Here is a 17,403-nt window from a genome sequence, read left to right as displayed (position 1 = left end):
AAAAATTTCTTACTATTTCCCCCTCATTAATGATTGAAGGATTGAATGCCGGAATGATTGAATGAAAATCTTACTTTATCCCCCTCCTTTTGGTGGCTGAATGAAATTGAAGAATAAAATAGTATTCCTCAAATTTCTTACTATTTCCCCCTGGTAATGATTGAAGAATTAAATGCTGTATAGAAATATGCTTGTTATTAAAAACCTACTATTTCCCCCCGTTTGTTAATTTGGTTATTGGTGTTATTTGTTGCTTACGCAGCGAAAGCCCAGGTTTTCCATGCCGCTATCTTCGGTGGTTTTCATGCGGCGGGATACGCGGTAGCCGGAGCAGTAGCTATCGTTACATAAGAACGAACCACCACGGGTTACACGTTTGGTGGCATAGGGCTCATCAGGATCGTAGCTTTTTGCGGGGCCTTGCGGGTTTTTGGCGTTGGTGCTTTGGCTGTAGTAATCGGGAGCGTATTTATCGGCACACCACTCCCATACGTTGCCAGCCATATCATAAAGTTTGTAGCCATTGGGCGCGAATGAGGCGACCGGGGCTGCTCCATAAAACCGATCGGTCATGGTGTTTTTATCGGGGAAGCTGCCTTGCCAGGTGTTGGCTTTGATCTTTCCGGTGTTTACGCCTTCGTTGCCCCAGGGGTAAACGTTGTTTGCCAGACCGCCCCTTGCCGCCCACTCCCACTCCGCTTCCGTTGGCAAGCGTTTGTGCACCCATTTGCAATAGGCTTGCGCATCATACCATGACACGTGGATAACCGGGTAATTGCCCTTACCGGCAATATTGCTACCCGAACCATGCGGATGCTGCCAGCTTGCTCCGGTTTTCCACGACCACCACTGGCCGTAATCGTTTAAATTAACCGGATGTTTGGGTGGAGTAAATACTAATGCAGCGGGCACAAGCAGGCTTTCATCGGGTTTGGCAGTACCGGGTGGAAGTTGCTTTTTCATTTCATCCCAATCGGGTTTTTGTTCGGCTGTAGTGATGTAGTGGGTTGCTTTAACAAAGGCCGTGAATTGGTTATTGGTTACTTCGGTTTGATCTATCCAGAAGCCATCAATAGTAACTTTGTGTTTTGGGTATTCGTCCTGAGCGGCCTGCTTGTTATCGGCTCCCATTTGATAGGTTCCGGCGTTAATCCAAACCATTCCTTTGTGCGATGTATTGCCGGTTGTGGTTTGCTGGGTATCGGCCGGTATTTTTAGCGCGGTAAAGCGTTTAGGAATGTTTGATTGGGTACATACCACACCTTTATGATCGGCAGAAAGTGCAGGGATAGCGGGTTTAGCAGCCGAAGGTTGTTGCTTTGGCTTACAGGAAATAATAGCGATTATTAAGCTACCTACTATAATGAATGATGTTCTTTGAAACATAGTATACATACAGTATCAAAACTAATGAATTACTGCAAGGTTTGATAATTACTCATCAAGGTAATCTACAGGCACAATTTGCCTTGGTTATGATATTTACAACTGGAGCAAAAAATATTTTTTTTATTAAAATTTTTAAAGCTCTGAAAATCAGAGCAAATTTAAGCGATATTGAATAGTTATAAAAAAAGCTGTAAAAATCTTTCAAATACAATTTGCAAAAGAGGTTTAATCTTGTACCTTTGCAATCCCAAACGAAAACAAACGGGATGTAGCGTAGCCCGGTATCGCGCCACATTTGGGATGTGGAGGCCGCAGGTTCGAATCCTGCCATCCCGACTTAAGCGATACCAACCAGTATCAAAAAGCCTTTAAATCTATGATTTAGAGGCTTTTTTGTTTTATTCAAGCCCAATTCATTCAAGTTATATCAAGGAAAATGTGCCCTATTCGGTGCCCCAAATTTTAAATTTATATTTGGGCACAAATATCGCATTAAGTATTTGATAGTCAATTGATTAATTAGTTTATTTTGATGGTTTTTAGTGCCCTTTATAGCGCCCTTAAAAACCCGGCAGATTGCCCCTATTGCAAAAGCCGCTAAAGACCGTCAATCTATTGCTATTTGTAACTTAATAATTGACGAATATGAAAACAATGAACAACACCTTTGGCGTTATCTTTTATTTAAGAAAGTATAAAGCCACAAATGACGGCAAAGCCCCCATCTATGCAAGGATCACTGTAAATGGAAGTAGGATTGACTTATCGGTTAAACGCTCCATTGAGCAGGATAACTGGAATGCCAATAAAGGTATGGCAAGAGGCAGTAGGGAGGAAATTGTAAAACTCAACAACTATTTGGAGCAATACCGTTCCGGCATCGTAGAAAGTTATCAGGGGCTTTTATTGCAAAAGAAGCTAATTACCGCAGAACTGGTAAAGGATAAATTTACAGGGGAAGATCAAACCGAGTTTACACTGTGTAAATTAATGGAATATCATAATTCCGATCAAGGGCAGCTATTGGAGCCAGGCACGATGAAGAACTATTATACAACGCAGAAGTATATTAAAGAGTTTATCAAAGAACGGTTTAAGACCAGTGATAAATACCTGTCCGAGTTGAGTTACAAGTTTATCACGGACTTCGAGTACTATCTACGCAACAGAACGCCGGAGAAAGGCCAGAAAGGCCTGAATAACAACGGCCTGATGAAACACATCGAGAGGTTTTGCAAGATGATCAATCTTGCTGTAAGGTTGGAATGGATAGACCGCAACCCCTTTCACGCCTACCAGTTGAAGTTTGATAAGGTAGAACGGGAATACTTAACCAAAGACGAACTGGCAAGGATTGAAGCCAAGAAATTCAACATTGTCCGGTTACAAGTAGTTCAAGACCTTTTTATTTTCAGTTGCTACACTGGACTGGCTTATATTGATGTATTTAATCTAACACCAGCCAACCTGATCGAAAAATCCGAGAATAACATTTGGATTGCGACCAACAGGCAGAAGACCAATGAGGCGGTAAGAGTACCATTGTTACCTAAAGCTTTAGCGATCATAGAAAAATACAAAGGGCATCCACAAGCATTAGCCGAAGGAAAGGTATTGCCAACGCTTAGCAATCAGAAGCTAAACAGCTATTTAAAGGAAATAGCCGATATGTGCGACATTGTTAAACCGCTTACTTTTCATATTGCCCGACATACATTCGCAACAACTGTTACATTGACCAACGGCGTGCCCATCGAAACGGTGAGTAAATTACTTGGTCATAGCAAATTAACAACTACGCAGATTTACGCTAAAGTAGTAGAGAGCAAAATCAATGATGATATGGCTGCTTTAAGTGCCCGCCTGCAAGCGCATTAAAAAATAAATTTTGCTTGCGGTCACAATTTGTGACCGCAAGTTTTCTGTATGAACAGAAATCTCAAAAAAGGGCGATGAATTCACCTCTCTCTCACCCATTTTCATCCGCCATCGTTATATTATTAGTATTAGCATTGTTAAATGTGATAGATATAATCAACTGATTTTGATTTGTATCATCTAAGATAATTACGAAATCATTTGTTTTTAATGTCCTCATTATCCCTCCTCCTGTTGAATCGGTAAGCGGCCCATCCTGAACATTCCACAATACTTTTAACCTATTATAAATGGCATTTAGAATGTCGTTTCTTCGTTTAAATGCCAAGTCTTTCAAGTAATAATTAAACGTGGCTAACGATACTTGTGCATTTGGGTTAAGCGAAGCTTGTTGACCGGTTACAACCGGCTGCGACACATATCCGCCAGAAGCAGGATTATAAACTTGTTGATTTGTAGTCGTATTCGTATAGGTGAACAAATTATTAAAGTTCAGGTTTAAAAAAGGTCTTTCAATATATCTATTAGAAATAATTTCGTTTAAACTAACATTGGATACAGTATTGCTTGTCATGACTGGAAACTCTTTATTTAAGGTTTCGTATGTTGAAGTAGCATTAATTCCGAAGAAGCCGTTCTTCGTTGAACCTTTTAATATCACATCGACAATCGCCTTAATGTCCAAAAAGTCACTTTGAACGTCAAGACCATTGTCTTTATCTACCGAAATTTCATCGAATTGCGGGTTAACGACAATCTTACCCGCCTTATCGATCAGTCCATATTTATTAGCGATCTTAACAAAAGCTATATCATTATAAAACGATGATGAATAATCAAATTGTGGGTTAATTTGGTAACCGCCTTTTTCATCGACGTACCCATATTTGTTATCAGTTGATTGAACAGCAGCATAACCATTGTCAGCAAAACTACTCGAAGATTTGAATTGAGGATTTATGATTATTTTGCCGCTTTTGTCAATAAATCCAAACAAATTTCCCTGCTGTATGCTTGCATAATCACCGTCGAAATTAGATACCCATTCAAATTGGGGATTAATTACATAATTGCCTTTCGCATCAATAAAACCATATTGTTTGCCACTCATCACCGCAGCTAAGCCGTTTTTGAAGTTTAGTGCATAATCAAATTGAACAGGGACAATTTGATCACCATTTTTATTGATATAGCCATATTTTGCCCTGTTATTTTTGTCCCAAATTGATACCATTGCCATCCCATCATTGAAAGGGCCTACAGTATTAAACTTACAAGGAATTATCATTTTTCCTGATTTGTCTATAAATCCATATAAAGCCTTGCTTTTAACGGGTGCCAGTCCGTCGGAAAAGCTATTAGCCTCGTCGATTTGCGCTGGTAGATTTAATACGGTTTTTCCGTCTTTCCCGATGTATTCGAGCTGTGAACTATCTCTGACTACCAACGCTAATCCATCTGAAAAACCATGGGCAGTTTTGTAAACGGCGTTAATTACATATTTCCCATCTTCACCAATAAACCCAAATTTTCCCTCTGAATTTTGTACTAACGCCAAACCGTCATTGAATGTAAATGCCGCCGCAAATTGCGGGTTGATGATTATTTTTCCGTTGTTATCAATGTAGCCCCAATAATCCGAGGACTTAACGGGAATAAGTTTTAGATTAACGCTATCTTTTTTGTGACAACTTACCGCAAAAAATGCGATGATAATTAATAGTAATTTTTTCATAATCCTTTACTGAAGAAAGAGTTTAAATTATTGGGGGAATTGAAATGAGCACCTATCGTTTGCGGTTTAAAGCTATTGATCGACCAGTCCGAATTCCACGTTGATGTAGTTCCCACATTATATTTTGGAGGCCCGGCGGCTTGAATATTAATTTCGTTGATTTGTGATTTCACCATAGCATCTACCGTCTGCCTTGTCGCTTTAACTTCGAATTCGAGCGGCCCATTCATATATTTGAGAATTTTGGTGATGACCAGCGGGTAGCTTTGATTTGTTAAGCTATTTTTAAATTCTATGGTATAGCCATCTTGCATTAAATAGTAATAGTTGGTAATAACGGCAAACTTTAGGATATCCTGTCCTGGAGCAGTCTTTTCCAATTTTCCCGCTAATAAAAAATAAGCTTTTTCACAATGATCAGGATATGGTACATTATAATTAGCAAGTATTTCATACCCGGGTTTCAATTTGTCCACATAAGGTACATTGTCAGATTGTGTCCGCGCTAAAACGCCATTTAATTCATTTATAGCGTTTGTATAACATCTTTTTACATCTTGGGACGTGATATTACTTATTATAGTATTCTCTATTGTTGCCGCAGGTTGGCTGATGCAGTCTTTTAAAATTTCCGCCTTTAAGGCATAAGCGAAGACGCCTTCGAAATCTTCATTTTCGTTGATGGCTACATTGGGTTGTATAAGAAAATATATACGTTCTTTAATACGTCTTTGCGTGCCTATTTTATCTAAAAACAGCTTCGCTTGATCAGGATTAATTTGTAGTTGACTGAACGGTAGCCAATTATTAAAAAAGAATTCTACTCCTTTTGAACTTAGCATAAATCCGCCGCTATTAAGCCTTTTCGCGCCATAATAGTTATCGCCATATTCCATGCGGAAAAGGTTATATCGGTTGTTATTGAAATCGTATTGACCTATCTCAATGTCAATATCCTTATAGAAAATTTCCCCAAGATTTATCTTTTCCTTGCAAGCCCTTAATAGCTTGACTAAATCATTGATTTTTTCCTTTAGTACGAATTCATTATTACTGTACTGCGGATAGTTTTCATCAAAGTCTTGAAGAACAGACTTAAGCTTTCTTTCGTCATATTGATAGTATACAGACCTGAAACGAAGGATTTCTTTATAGAGGTCCATATTTTGCTTAAGCTTAAATTCTGAATTAGATGATAGAAATTGAGCAATACCATTGCCGTGTGGAAATGCTTCAGAATTAATATCTCCCGAAACGATTGGAATAAAATTCGTCTGCATCTTATACTCTTTCTTATAGTATTGAACTTTATCTTCAGGCTGTGTTTTTCTGATGCTTGTTAACCATGTTGCTACAGAAGTGGTGTCTAAGCCGATCTGTGGATATATTTCTAAAGGCTGTGATACAAAATATGGGGTATTTGCAGTTCTAAATTGAATTTTAATGTTTTCGTTATCATTACCATTGAAAAGCAAAACATAGTAGGTGTTTGAAGATGGATTAAAGACAGGATAACACTTAAAGTAGTTATTTAAAAACCCATTTGCTCTATTAGGTGACGTACAACTGGTTGAATAAAATCGGTTTGCGTTTACATTATTGTTTATCCGGCCAAAATACATTTTGTTATAAGAGAATACTCCTCCGGTCTTTTCATAGCTATCATAATTTCCATTCCGGTCAACGCACAGTAATCTAAAGTCAACAGCCAATAATAGGGAATCAACAGAGTTCCCCCAATTGGGAAGTATCTTTAAAAAAACGTCATACGTTAATCCATTAATAGAAGTTGGAGACTTAGCACGTAATATTTGTGCTCTTGCTTGTTGGTTGTTGAAAATTAATGTAATTAGAAACAAACCGAAAAAGACGACGCGCGTTTTTTTTATCGATGAGGAATTCATGGAAGGATAGGCCATAAGGTTATAAATTGCTTAGAGTCAAATATATATAAATATTTTTTGACAAATTATATTAAACAATAAAATTCCGTTCAAATAGTAAATAAACTATAACTTTTATTTGGCGTTTAGCATGTAATAGCAACTTAATAACCGAAACTATGCCTAACAAGTATTTTAAACCACACGAGGCTTTTGACCGCCATTCACATAAATTTGATATTGGTGTTTTTATTGGCTTAAAGAAAGGCTATGAAGATAACCTGTTTATTAAAAAGCTTTTTACGTTACCAATACGAGAATATGCCGAGTTTTATCAATACCACCTAATATATTTCTTAGGAAAAGAGGCGCAAGGCGAACAGGAGTTTTTTTCTTTTGTTTGGCAGGTGGTATTAAGGCGCATTAGATATATTGAGATCAAAGACCCGTTTAATTCAAGTCATGCCCTCGATATGGAAATGCTTGAAAAGTTAATACAGTTTCAAAAATATCTCCGCTCTATTGACCAGTGGAATACCCAAAAGACATTGCCTGAAATCATTGCCGATCAACAAGAAGAAATCAGAAAACAACAACTACAAATTGCCGAATTAAAGGAAGATTTAAAAACGGCAAGGAAACTGGAAACACAGGAGTTTATCAATATTGCGGACGGTTACCTGTTAAGCTTCATAGATATTTGCCTGCAAGCGCAGGAAGCCTTATTGCCGGACACGGGCAAAGAACTTGTTTTTTCTCAAACACAGATAGTTTGGAGCAAGATGATAGCCAAGTATTTCAGAGAGGGCAATAATGAGATCAGTTTGGAAACTTTACGCCGATATTTTCCCGGAAACAAGAAAGACCCAGGCATCAAATACGCCAAAGTACCACCGGAATTAAAGCTATTTAAACTTACTCCCGCCAAGAAGCGGAGTTAAAACTTGCATAACTTAACCATATTAGCCCATCCATTTACCAAGCTATAACCGCTTAAATTACAACCATATACAAGCTTGTCTTAGCTTGTTATAAACACCCTCAATTTAACCACGCAAATCTGCGTGGTCACGCCTGCGTTGCTTTTTTATTTTCATTTGCGGCATGGATTTAATCAACCACGAAGCCCTAAGCCGGTGTATCAGGGATGCAGTCAGGGCAGAATTACAGGAACATTTTAGAGCAGGCACTAGCCAGCCGCCACAGGATGAACGGCTATTATCCAAACAAGAACTGTCCGAGGAATTGGGCGTGTCGTTAGTAACGCTTACGGACTGGATGAAAAAGGGATTACCCTTTTTGCGCCTGCACAAACGGGTGTATTTTAAAATGAGCGAGGTACTCGCAATCATGCAACAAAAAACTAAAAATTAACAAGGAGGAAAAGATGAACATCGAATTTATCACCAAAGATGATTTACGGAGGATAGAGAATTTGTTAGGCGAGATCAAGGGTCTTATCAAACCGGGTCAGGGACAAAGTAAACAATGGCTGAAAAGTTACGAGGTCAGGAAGCTGCTAAACATTTCGCCCGGCACCTTGCAAAATTTGAGAGTTAACGGAACACTCCGTTATACCAAGATCGGCGGCCTGCTTTATTACAAATTAGAGGACATTGAAAAGCTATTAGAGGGCAACAGCAGGTGAGGGAAAAAATGGCAACTCCGATGCGAAGCATCGGAAACAGCAACGGGCGAAAACCAAAGCGAAGCTTTGGTAAAAGGCGGTATAGCATACCGCTTGCGGTATAGCTGTATAGATGTCTATACCGGCCGGAGGCCGTTAACAAAAGGCATTTGCCGATAAGAAGCAAGTTTGTGTTTTTGGTACCCAAAAACTCCGTTGCAGCCTACGGCTGAACGGCAAACTTGCTTTTTGCGCCCGCTGGTTGCAAAAAGGAAAAATTAAAAAAGTGATGAGATCAAGACAGCGTGAGGCGTATGGAAACGAATGAAAAATTATTGGTTAAGACCGATAAACCAAAACACAAAGGCGGCAGGCCAAAAGTCAGGGTGAGGCGTGAAACGCATGTAAAGGTCAGGTTAACCGCTACCGAACGTTTTTTGATTGCGGCGAGAGCTAAAGACGCGGGTATGCGTATTAGTGATTGGATAAGGGCGGCAGCAAAAGCCGCAAAAGTAGTGGCACGTTTAAAGCCGGAGGATTTACAGATCATGCGAATGTTGACCGGATTAGCCAACAACCTGAACCAGTTAACCAAGCTGGCTCATCGGGATGGCATCCTAACGATTGCCATAAAATGCGGTAATCTTCTGATAGAAATAGACCAGGCATTAAAATATTTTAACAGCGATGATCGGCAAGATACCTAAACCCGGCAAAAGCTTCGGCGGTTGTATTGAGTATAACGTCCTGAAAAAGGAGGCGGCTATTCTATATGCAGATGGCGTGCGCATCGACAAGATTGCGCACACCATTGTCGACTTTAATATGCAGCGCAAAATGAACCCCGGCTTAGGTCAGGCCGTAGGCCATATTTCGTTAAGCTGGAGTCCACAGGATAAGGAAAGGTTAAACGATGAAAAAATGGTCAGCATAGCCAAAGAGTACCTGCAAAGAATGAAAATACAGGACACGCAGTTACTGATCGTCAAGCATAAAGACCGGGCGCACCCACATATTCATGTTGTTTATAACCGGGTCAATAACGAGGGCAAAACCATTCCTGATAGTTTCCAGCACCTGAAAAACATGAAGATCAGCAAAGAGCTAACCTTAAAGCATGGGATGCACATCGGGCGAGGTAAGGAAAAGGTTAACCGTCAGCAGCTAAAAGGTATTGATAAGCTGAAATACGAACTACACGATACCATTAAAGCGGTTAGCCAAAAGGTTACAAGCATGGCAGAGCTTAAACAAGAACTTTTAAAGCAGGGCATCGGCATGCAGTTTAAATACAAAGGCGGTACGTTGGAAAAACAAGGTATCAGTTTCAGTAAGGGCGATTATAAGTTCAAAGGGTCAGAGATTGACCGCAGCCTTAGTTACGGCAGGTTAAGCAAACAGATCGAACAGCAGGCGCAGCAGAAACAGGCCGAAGATCAACGCCCAACCATAACGCAGCAATTGAGAGAAGTTATAAACAGGGGGTCAGTCAAAGAGCAATCCGGCCACCAGTCCGTAATTGATTTGTTTGGCCGCATTCCAATTATTACGCCGGAACCGGAACCTGATCCCTACCGCAGGAAAAAAAGAAAGGGTCAGGATATCGATCAAGACCAAAGCCAGGGCATCAGCAGGTAGTAAATTACAAATTAATGAACAACAAAAACACTAAAGACATGGAAAATCACGAAGAAAATAACATACAGCAAGAGATTATGGACAGTATGGCTAAAAAGGTTACAGACCTCGAAAAGAGGCAATCTAAAATTGAGGAATTAGATTTGCCAGCCCTACCCTCTAAAGTTGGTGAACTGAAAACTAAAGTATCCGGGATGGTTGAAATGAAGACACTGGAAAACACCAAACAGTTAGAACGTTTTGATAAACAGCTAAATGGATTTGACGAAAAAATCAATGCTATACCTAAAGAAATACCTGTCAGGTATAATGTTCAGTTTGATACCAAAGCAAAATTTGTCATCAGGACAATTTTAGGATTAGGACTTGCTACTGCCATTATGCTTGCCATCTCGATAAGCTTGTGGATTGCAAACAACCGGAGAGCTGATGAAACAAACAAATTTCTTATTTTAAGGGGCTTTTATCCCGATGTGGCAAAAGCTATTGACAGCGCTTATGTTACTGACGCTGATAGCCTGATTAAAAAAGCACAGGCTAATATTGATCAACAGAAAACGATGTCAGAAGCAGCATTTGAAGCGAAACAGGCCGCCGACCAAAGTAAGCTGGCAGATAAAAAGCTAAAAGAATTAAAAGGAAAAGCCCAAACAGCAGCAAAACAGAAACGCAAAAAACAATAGCAATAATCATTTAAAGAACCGTTTCTATTGGGTCAGTGCAAGACAGGCCGGGACGACCGAATTCCGGCAAGTAACTTTGGCCGGTGCGCCCGGCCAGTCGCCTGATTGATGTTAAAGCCGCACAGTCCGGCATACGCCCGAAGCTTAACATCAATCAGGCGAATCGGTTTATTCGCCTAACCCCTGTTTTTTTATTAGTCCAACGAGCATTAGAATTCTTGGCCAATAACTTTTCAAAAGTGTATTTAGCATCTCTAAATATGTGGGTTTTCCTTGAACTTCGTTAAAGGGCTTAACCATAAAATATTGTTGCAAGACATTTACATTGCCAATCGTTAAGCTATTATTTTCACCGTAATCAATTATACTCTTGTTTTGATGTAACAGATCCAAAGCAGAGAATTTAATTTCTGCCTGATTACCCTTTAAAAACCGATAATCTAGGGCTGCGTTCCAAATCGTGAATTTGTTTTCGGCTGAGTACGATGATTTATTTATGTTATACGTTATTGAGATTCCTTTGTGTTTATCATATGAATACTCCAGAGATCGAAATGCAAATCTCTGGAGTATAAAAAAGAGACTATCGTCGTCCAATTCTTATTGCGACTTCAATTCAAAACGATCTTCAGTTTCTCTTTTTAAATATTGTCCCTTAAAATAAAGTATCCATGATTTTGGAGAGGATTGGTGCCCTGCTGTTGTAACGTGTAGTACTAAACCCGATGTGGACACTTTATGGTTTCCTAGCATCACACTATCGGGCATGTTTTTCTTAGCGTTATCAAATTCCTTCGTTTGCTTATTGATATTAGCCCCAGTTTCAGCATCCGGTTTCAAATAAGTTTCTGTCAGGAATTTAATAAAATCAACATCTTTTACCATGAAGTTTTCCATCCCTGAATGTATCAATACAGGAGTTTCATCTATTAGTGTATAAGCGGATGGTGAAAAACGATTTATCATACCAGGTAATAATATTACATGTAATGTAAAAATTGTATTTTCTCCAAATGTTTGTTGATCTAAGGTTATCAGATAATTTCTGACATCTTTTTTAGGCGCGGCCCAATTTTTAACGTACTTTATATAACCTGAAATCTTTGTTTTGAGCACCTCGTTCTGAATTTCAATCTTTTTATCACTAAAGGATTGAGAAAATGAATAGCTTGATATACAAGCGAGGATTGCTATAATGAATATTTTCATCTGTTTATTTGCCAATTGACGCTATATGATCTTATTGTTTTTTGAAAAACTGTTTATACTCAACAAGCATATTTTTATAGAAAACAATTTCTGTTTCCTGCATTAAAGGATAACTATAAGGAAGTTGGCCGGGTATATATCCCGGCAATAAATCAATTTTTCGCCCTTTATCATCTGTAAATGATGAGTTATCCGGTTGAACCCGTTTTTTGACTTGTTCATCAATGAATTTTTGCTCGTCGATCAATTTAGATCCATATCTTAATTTTATATAATTTTCAAGTTCGACGTTATCTTCAAGGAAATTTTCCAAACCAGTGTGCATCAGAACGCACCGGCCTTTAATGACCGTAAAACAGGATGGTGAAAATTTACCAATCTCAGAATCAAGTACGAGCACGTGAATTGTATAAGTCTGGTATTCATAAGATCTTTGTTGTGATAAAGTGATCAAATAATCCGCTACCCGATTTTCTTTTGCCCACTGATCAGCCTGTTTAATGTAGATCTCAACATTCCGTAGAAGTCCAATATTCTTAATACGAACTGGATTCGGACTAATGGATTGCGAGATGACGTTTTGATTAAAAATTAGACTGATCAGTAAAATTCCTATTTTTTTCATGTTTCTAAATTTGCATAGGCTATCTGATTTTTCATATCTGTTAACCAATTATGTCCTAACTTTATGTACCGGCCATTTATTCATGTAAGAATGATATGATCTCACTCTATCTATACAGTATCCCAGACAATCTTAGTTTCCTTTGTGTTTATCATATTAATGCTCCAGAGATCGGAATGCAAACTCTGGAGTATAAAAAGGAGGCTATTGTAGTCCAATTCTTATTGCGATCTCAATTCAAAACGATCTTCAGTTTCTCTTTTTAAATATTGTCCCTTAAAATAAAGTATCCATGATTTTGGTTTAGGTAGGCTAAGATTCGATTCGATTGACATTTTCATACCAGAAGTGGGCACTTTATGAGTTCCGTTTTCATCGTGTAACACAACACTATCAGGCATGTTTTTTTTTGCCTCTTCAAATTCTTTCATTTGCTTTTCGATGTTAGCTTTATTTTCGGCATCCGGTACATCTTTCCAGTAAGTCGTTTTTAGAAAACTGAAAAAATCTTGATTTTTCACAACAAAACTTTCTATTCCTGAATGCAACAATACTGGAGTTTCATCTATTAGTGTATAAGCGGATGGTGAAAAATGATTTATCATACCAGGTAATAATATAACATGTAACGTAAAAATTGTATTTTCTCCTAATGTTTGTTGATCTAAGGTTATCAGATATTCTTTTATATCCTTTTTAGGTATCGCCCAGCTTTTAACATACTTAATATAATCTGAAATCTTTGTTTTGAGCACCTCGTTCTGAATCTCAATCTTTTTATCACTAAAGGATTGAGAAAATGAATAGCTTGATATACAAGTGAGGATTGCTATAATTAATATTTTTTTCATCGTTTTATTTTTTTTGGGATTAAATCAGTTACAATTGGAAGATGCAAATGTATTCAAATTAGTTTCTGTTTGCCATGAGGCCCCATCCGGGTTTCCGTATGTATATGCAGTGCCATTAGCTCCTAATACAACCCCATACACATCACTTGGAAAGGCCTCTAAGGTCGTCCAATCTTCGTCACTTGGTTCATCAATATAACTTCCTCCACTTGAATTTGACGGATCAATCAATCCAGTATTAGGATGACTATGGACAACAGCTTTAATTTTATAATACTGCCCATTTGCTTTAGCATATTTGTTTGGGTTATTAGCAAATGTATACGTTAAATCAATGGATTTGCCATCGGTATGATTAGCATCCGGGTTCTCGATAAACATGGTACCTCCGTGTTTGTCATCAACCAAATATCCACTCTGTTCTTTTTTAGATCCATCAGCCTTAAAACTCTTATTGTAGGTATCCTTAAACCCGCTGCATAAATCAGGTGCTGCTCCACCTAAATTAGGACCTGCCCCCTCTCCTGCAGGATATGGATTACCTCCACCTGGAGGTAATTCCGGAATTTGCCCGTTAGAACCACAATCAGGGTCAGTACTTGGCGTATAAGTTGGGTCTGAATACGTAGTTCCACCCCCATCAGATGCGGATATAGGCCCCCCGGTATCGCAATCAATTTCAGTCGAACCTGTAATAGTTTCGATATCTGCACATGGACCTTCATAAACCGGGTTCGAAGTTGAAACATCCTCTGTACAATATTCGCCATTCCCATCCCCATCATTATGATGCACAATTTCTGTACTAATTGTTTGAGCGTAAACTATTGATGGGCCTGAAACAAGTACTTTTCCGTTCTTAATATATGGTAAAATATTAAAAAACAAAACGATTAATAATATAAATTTTTTCATGTAATTACTGTTTAAATACAATTGTCGATTTAAATTTATTACCGTAACTTAACGTAAACACATACGTTCCCGGAGGGCTGTTGATTGGTATTGTACCTGTATGTTCGCCAGCCGCTAACTGTTGGGAGCTGGTTTGGTAAACAATGGCCGCATCCATTAACCGCGATACAATAAGCCTTACATTACACGCCGATTTTAAGGTATAACTATATTGCAAAGCGGTTGTAAAAGGGTTGGGGTAGGCAATAAAATGTACAGAATCAATTTTAGCGGTGGCTGCTGTATTGTTAGTTGTAGTATCGGCAGTATAACTGCCCTTATTGTCCGATCTTATCAGCATTATAAAGGTTGGCTTCTCGGGCTCTTTAAGTTTAGTGGAATATAATTGAAGTGTTCCGAGTATAGTCACCGTATCGGCGCTTTTTACCATTTGTAAATGTGCTTTCCTGAACTCAAAATCATTCGGGCTCCTAGCATTGTAATGATCATTGCGATTATAGTTTGTATTGTTAAACATTATCGAAGTATCAGTCACTTGCGCCCTAACATTCGCTATTACAGCATTATCTTCGATCCAGCTACCTGTTAAATTTTTTCCGGTCGAGTTTAATGTCAAATTCAATTCAGATTGATTGATAATATGCTTACCACTCCAGTCAAATTTTATCACAAAACCATTATAGTCCCCCGCAATGTCATGCTCAGTTATATGATGTTTAACATCCTTATATCCTGACTGTATGTTTATATTTCCGTCTTTTTCCAAACTGGATGCTACAACATTATTACTACCTAAATTAATATTCAGGTTTTCAGGCTGATCCGATGCCAGTTCGTCAGTTGCATACCGGTATCCTTTTGCTGATGCTTTAGTTAACCAATATTTAGCACTATCTATATTTACGCTCACGCCATACCCGTTACGGTAACATAAACCCAGCATATACATGGACCCTAACTCATCAAGTTGTGAACCTTTAATAAACAGTTGAATGGCTTTGTTGTAATCTTGGGAACAACCTAAGCCTTTATAAAGCATAAACCCTTGCCCATAATAGCCTGCTCCACTATTTAAATCAGCCCCGTTTTTAAAAGCCTGATAAGCTTTCCCATAATTTTGATCAGTTCCTATTCCGGCTTTATACATCAAACCGAGGTTATACCATGCATTGCCATAACCCGCTTTTCCCGCATTTTCAAACCATTTTATGGCTTCCTTTTCGTTTAAATCGGTACCGAGCCCCTTACTATAAAGTATGCCTAAAGCATTCATTGCTTGCGAATTTCCCTCTTGGGCGCATTGCATGTAAATATTAAAGGATCTTACAGGGTTGTAAAATGCCTTTTTCTCATTCAAACAAGTTTTGGCTTGCTTTAGTAATGGTGTAAAATCCTTGCCCGTTTGAGCCTTAGCCATACCGGCTGTCATTAAAATCGCGATCAATAGTTTTTTCATATTGGATTTCGTTTTTTTACCAGCTAAATGATTTTTTCACTTCGTTTGTAGCGGCCAGGTTCTTAAGCGTGGTTTGAAGATCCTGCAAAATGGATGGTTTACTATTTTCTATCTGTTGTAGCCTAAAACTGTTTTCTCTGGATTTTTCATTAAAAACACGTTCCTTCGCCACGTATAATCTATGCTCATACTCAAGTATTTCTTTATTTACTTTAATACTATCCAGCCCCTCTGTTAACTTCATTTCTTTTAGTTTTTCCCAATCTTTATAGGCTTGGGTCCTGGCTCGGTCGCCTACCTTATAATACAGGTAAAAGTCGTATTGCCTTGGAGATAAAACCTTCAATAGATTTTTCACCTCAAACTCCTTTATATTGCTATTATCAAAAATCTGATGCGCTTTATTATCTATTTTTAACTGTTCTAATGCAATAACTTTAGTTACCAAAGTATCTATCTGGTTATCGAGCAATGTTATTTGAGTTCTATATTTTACCACATCAGCGAACAGAGAGCCGGGCAACCTTCCATTATAAGCATCAAGCTTTAATAGTATAACAGGTTCAGACATTTGTAATTTTCTTAAAACAGAGTCAGTTTGCTGACGGCTAAAGTTTTTTGGGAACTTATCAATAGTTATAAGTTTTGCTAACTCATAATCAAAGTTTTGACTGCAAACGTTAGCACTATCAAGGTTTTGAGTTAAATTAAATTTCTTTAATTGGGCCCAATTATCAGCCGTGCTTTTTGATGCTTTAAGCTTCAATAAAATTTTTGGCTTTTCAGCATCAAGTTTTCTTTGCAAAGCATTTACTTTCTCTTGGTTTCCTGTATCAAAAGCATATTCCAACTCGGCATATCTGTTGTTAATATAACCCTTCATTTGTCCGGTAACAGATGCACTATCTAATCCCTTGGTTAGGTTTAGTTTTTTTAATTGTTTCCAATTTTCTTCAGTCTCGTGTATTGCTCTATCCCGGTTTTTAATTAACAAGAATGGTTTATATTTTTTGTCAAGGATTCGGATTAAATTTGAGTTTTCGAATTTTTTGGCGTCAAAGCCAGAATTGTCTGTTAACTGTTTTTTTGTTTGTTCCACTTTTAACAAATCAGCTGTCTGTTCAGCATTTAGATTAAGTTCTTTGCGATATTTCACCGCTTTTGACAAGGCATCTAATAAATAATTGTCGGCATCTAAATAATCCTTCAATTCTAAAGGTGAAAGTATACGACTATAAATTTCCTGAGTATTCTGATAGTTTTTACTCACTTCAGCGGCCGATAACCCTTTTGTCAACGCCGCATCAGCCAAACTATCCTGCTGTTTAAAACTATCGGCCAGCAGTAATTGCTTTTGAGCAGAGATACTAACTTTGGAAGTAACGGAATATACCCGGGACACCACGCTGCCAGAAAAACGCTTCATAATTTCCGGAGCTACCTGTGCGTTGGTCGCTATTGGAAATCCAATTATGAGCAACGGTAAAATTTTAAATAATGTTCTTTTCATAGAT

16 protein-coding genes and 1 tRNA gene are annotated in these 17,403 nt (G+C 38.2%); 8 read left to right on the top strand and 9 right to left on the bottom strand.

Features of this window, described 5'->3' with window-relative positions:
* Nucleotides 1-243: 243 nt before the first annotated feature.
* Entirely contained in the window at nucleotides 244-1,386 is a 1,143-nt protein-coding gene (locus ABIN91_RS23250) for a formylglycine-generating enzyme family protein (protein WP_348054017.1), read from the bottom strand.
* 265 nt (nucleotides 1,387-1,651) lie between these two features.
* Between ABIN91_RS23250 and ABIN91_RS23245 the strand changes: the two genes are divergently transcribed.
* Together ABIN91_RS23245 and ABIN91_RS23240 are read left to right on the top strand one after the other, a co-directional pair.
* Nucleotides 1,652-1,725: transfer RNA gene (locus ABIN91_RS23245), tRNA-Pro, on the top strand.
* A 309-nt stretch (nucleotides 1,726-2,034) separates the two neighbouring features.
* A complete protein-coding gene (locus tag ABIN91_RS23240; RefSeq protein WP_348054016.1) occupies nucleotides 2,035-3,267 on the top strand; it encodes a site-specific integrase in 1,233 nt (410 codons plus the stop codon).
* 91 nt (nucleotides 3,268-3,358) lie between these two features.
* Here ABIN91_RS23240 and ABIN91_RS23235 read toward each other — a convergent pair whose 3' ends face one another.
* Entirely contained in the window at nucleotides 3,359-5,002 is a 1,644-nt protein-coding gene (locus ABIN91_RS23235) for a WG repeat-containing protein (protein WP_348054015.1), read from the bottom strand.
* Nucleotides 4,999-6,921 carry a DUF4852 domain-containing protein gene (locus ABIN91_RS23230; protein ID WP_348054014.1) on the bottom strand — a complete coding sequence of 641 codons (1,923 nt, stop codon included), beginning with the start codon at nucleotides 6,919-6,921 and terminating at the stop codon, nucleotides 4,999-5,001. The genes ABIN91_RS23235 and ABIN91_RS23230 overlap by 4 nt, the downstream gene beginning before the upstream one ends.
* A 143-nt stretch (nucleotides 6,922-7,064) precedes the next feature.
* Between ABIN91_RS23230 and ABIN91_RS23225 the strand changes: the two genes are divergently transcribed.
* The 6 genes from ABIN91_RS23225 to ABIN91_RS23200 all read left to right on the top strand — a co-directional run bounded on the left by ABIN91_RS23225 (nucleotide 7,065) and on the right by ABIN91_RS23200 (nucleotide 10,833).
* Nucleotides 7,065-7,826 (top strand): hypothetical protein, encoded by a 762-nt coding sequence (locus ABIN91_RS23225; RefSeq protein WP_348054013.1) that lies wholly within the window; start codon nucleotides 7,065-7,067, stop codon nucleotides 7,824-7,826.
* A 163-nt stretch (nucleotides 7,827-7,989) separates the two neighbouring features.
* Nucleotides 7,990-8,259: a helix-turn-helix domain-containing protein gene (locus ABIN91_RS23220; RefSeq protein ID WP_348054012.1), complete on the top strand. Its 270-nt coding sequence runs from the start codon at nucleotides 7,990-7,992 to the stop codon at nucleotides 8,257-8,259.
* Nucleotides 8,260-8,272: 13 nt separating this feature from the next.
* A complete protein-coding gene (locus ABIN91_RS23215) occupies nucleotides 8,273-8,533 on the top strand; it encodes a helix-turn-helix domain-containing protein (protein WP_348054011.1) in 261 nt (86 codons plus the stop codon).
* Nucleotides 8,534-8,826: 293 nt separating this feature from the next.
* Entirely contained in the window at nucleotides 8,827-9,219 is a 393-nt protein-coding gene (locus ABIN91_RS23210; RefSeq protein WP_348054010.1) for a hypothetical protein, read from the top strand.
* Complete coding sequence (locus ABIN91_RS23205) at nucleotides 9,200-10,150, top strand: relaxase/mobilization nuclease domain-containing protein (protein ID WP_348054009.1); 951 nt, start codon at nucleotides 9,200-9,202, stop codon at nucleotides 10,148-10,150. The genes ABIN91_RS23210 and ABIN91_RS23205 overlap by 20 nt, the downstream gene beginning before the upstream one ends.
* Nucleotides 10,151-10,164: 14 nt before the next feature.
* Nucleotides 10,165-10,833 carry a hypothetical protein gene (locus tag ABIN91_RS23200; RefSeq protein ID WP_348054008.1) on the top strand — a complete coding sequence of 223 codons (669 nt, stop codon included), beginning with the start codon at nucleotides 10,165-10,167 and terminating at the stop codon, nucleotides 10,831-10,833.
* A gap of 600 nt (nucleotides 10,834-11,433) precedes the next feature.
* On the opposite strand, the gene ABIN91_RS23195 is transcribed toward ABIN91_RS23200, so the two are convergent.
* The 6 genes from ABIN91_RS23195 to ABIN91_RS23170 form a co-directional block, all read right to left on the bottom strand.
* Nucleotides 11,434-12,042, bottom strand: a complete 609-nt coding sequence (locus tag ABIN91_RS23195) for a hypothetical protein (protein WP_348054007.1) — start codon at nucleotides 12,040-12,042, stop codon at nucleotides 11,434-11,436.
* Nucleotides 12,043-12,073: 31 nt separating this feature from the next.
* On the bottom strand, nucleotides 12,074-12,667 hold the full coding sequence (locus tag ABIN91_RS23190) for a hypothetical protein (RefSeq protein WP_348054006.1): 594 nt from the start codon (nucleotides 12,665-12,667) through the stop codon (nucleotides 12,074-12,076).
* A 221-nt stretch (nucleotides 12,668-12,888) separates the two neighbouring features.
* Nucleotides 12,889-13,518, bottom strand: coding sequence for a hypothetical protein (locus tag ABIN91_RS23185; RefSeq protein ID WP_348054005.1), 630 nt, complete (start codon nucleotides 13,516-13,518; stop codon nucleotides 12,889-12,891).
* 24 nt (nucleotides 13,519-13,542) lie between these two features.
* Nucleotides 13,543-14,433 (bottom strand): hypothetical protein, encoded by an 891-nt coding sequence (locus tag ABIN91_RS23180; protein ID WP_348054004.1) that lies wholly within the window; start codon nucleotides 14,431-14,433, stop codon nucleotides 13,543-13,545.
* A gap of 4 nt (nucleotides 14,434-14,437) precedes the next feature.
* Nucleotides 14,438-15,889, bottom strand: a complete 1,452-nt coding sequence (locus ABIN91_RS23175) for a tetratricopeptide repeat protein (protein ID WP_348054003.1) — start codon at nucleotides 15,887-15,889, stop codon at nucleotides 14,438-14,440.
* A gap of 16 nt (nucleotides 15,890-15,905) precedes the next feature.
* Entirely contained in the window at nucleotides 15,906-17,399 is a 1,494-nt protein-coding gene (locus tag ABIN91_RS23170; protein ID WP_348054002.1) for a hypothetical protein, read from the bottom strand.
* Between the last annotated feature and the right edge of the window lie 4 nt (nucleotides 17,400-17,403).

It is taken from the genome of Mucilaginibacter sp., assembly GCF_039921305.1.
Lineage (GTDB): Bacteria > Bacteroidota > Bacteroidia > Sphingobacteriales > Sphingobacteriaceae > Mucilaginibacter.
This window is presented reverse-complemented; position numbering and strand designations above follow the sequence as displayed.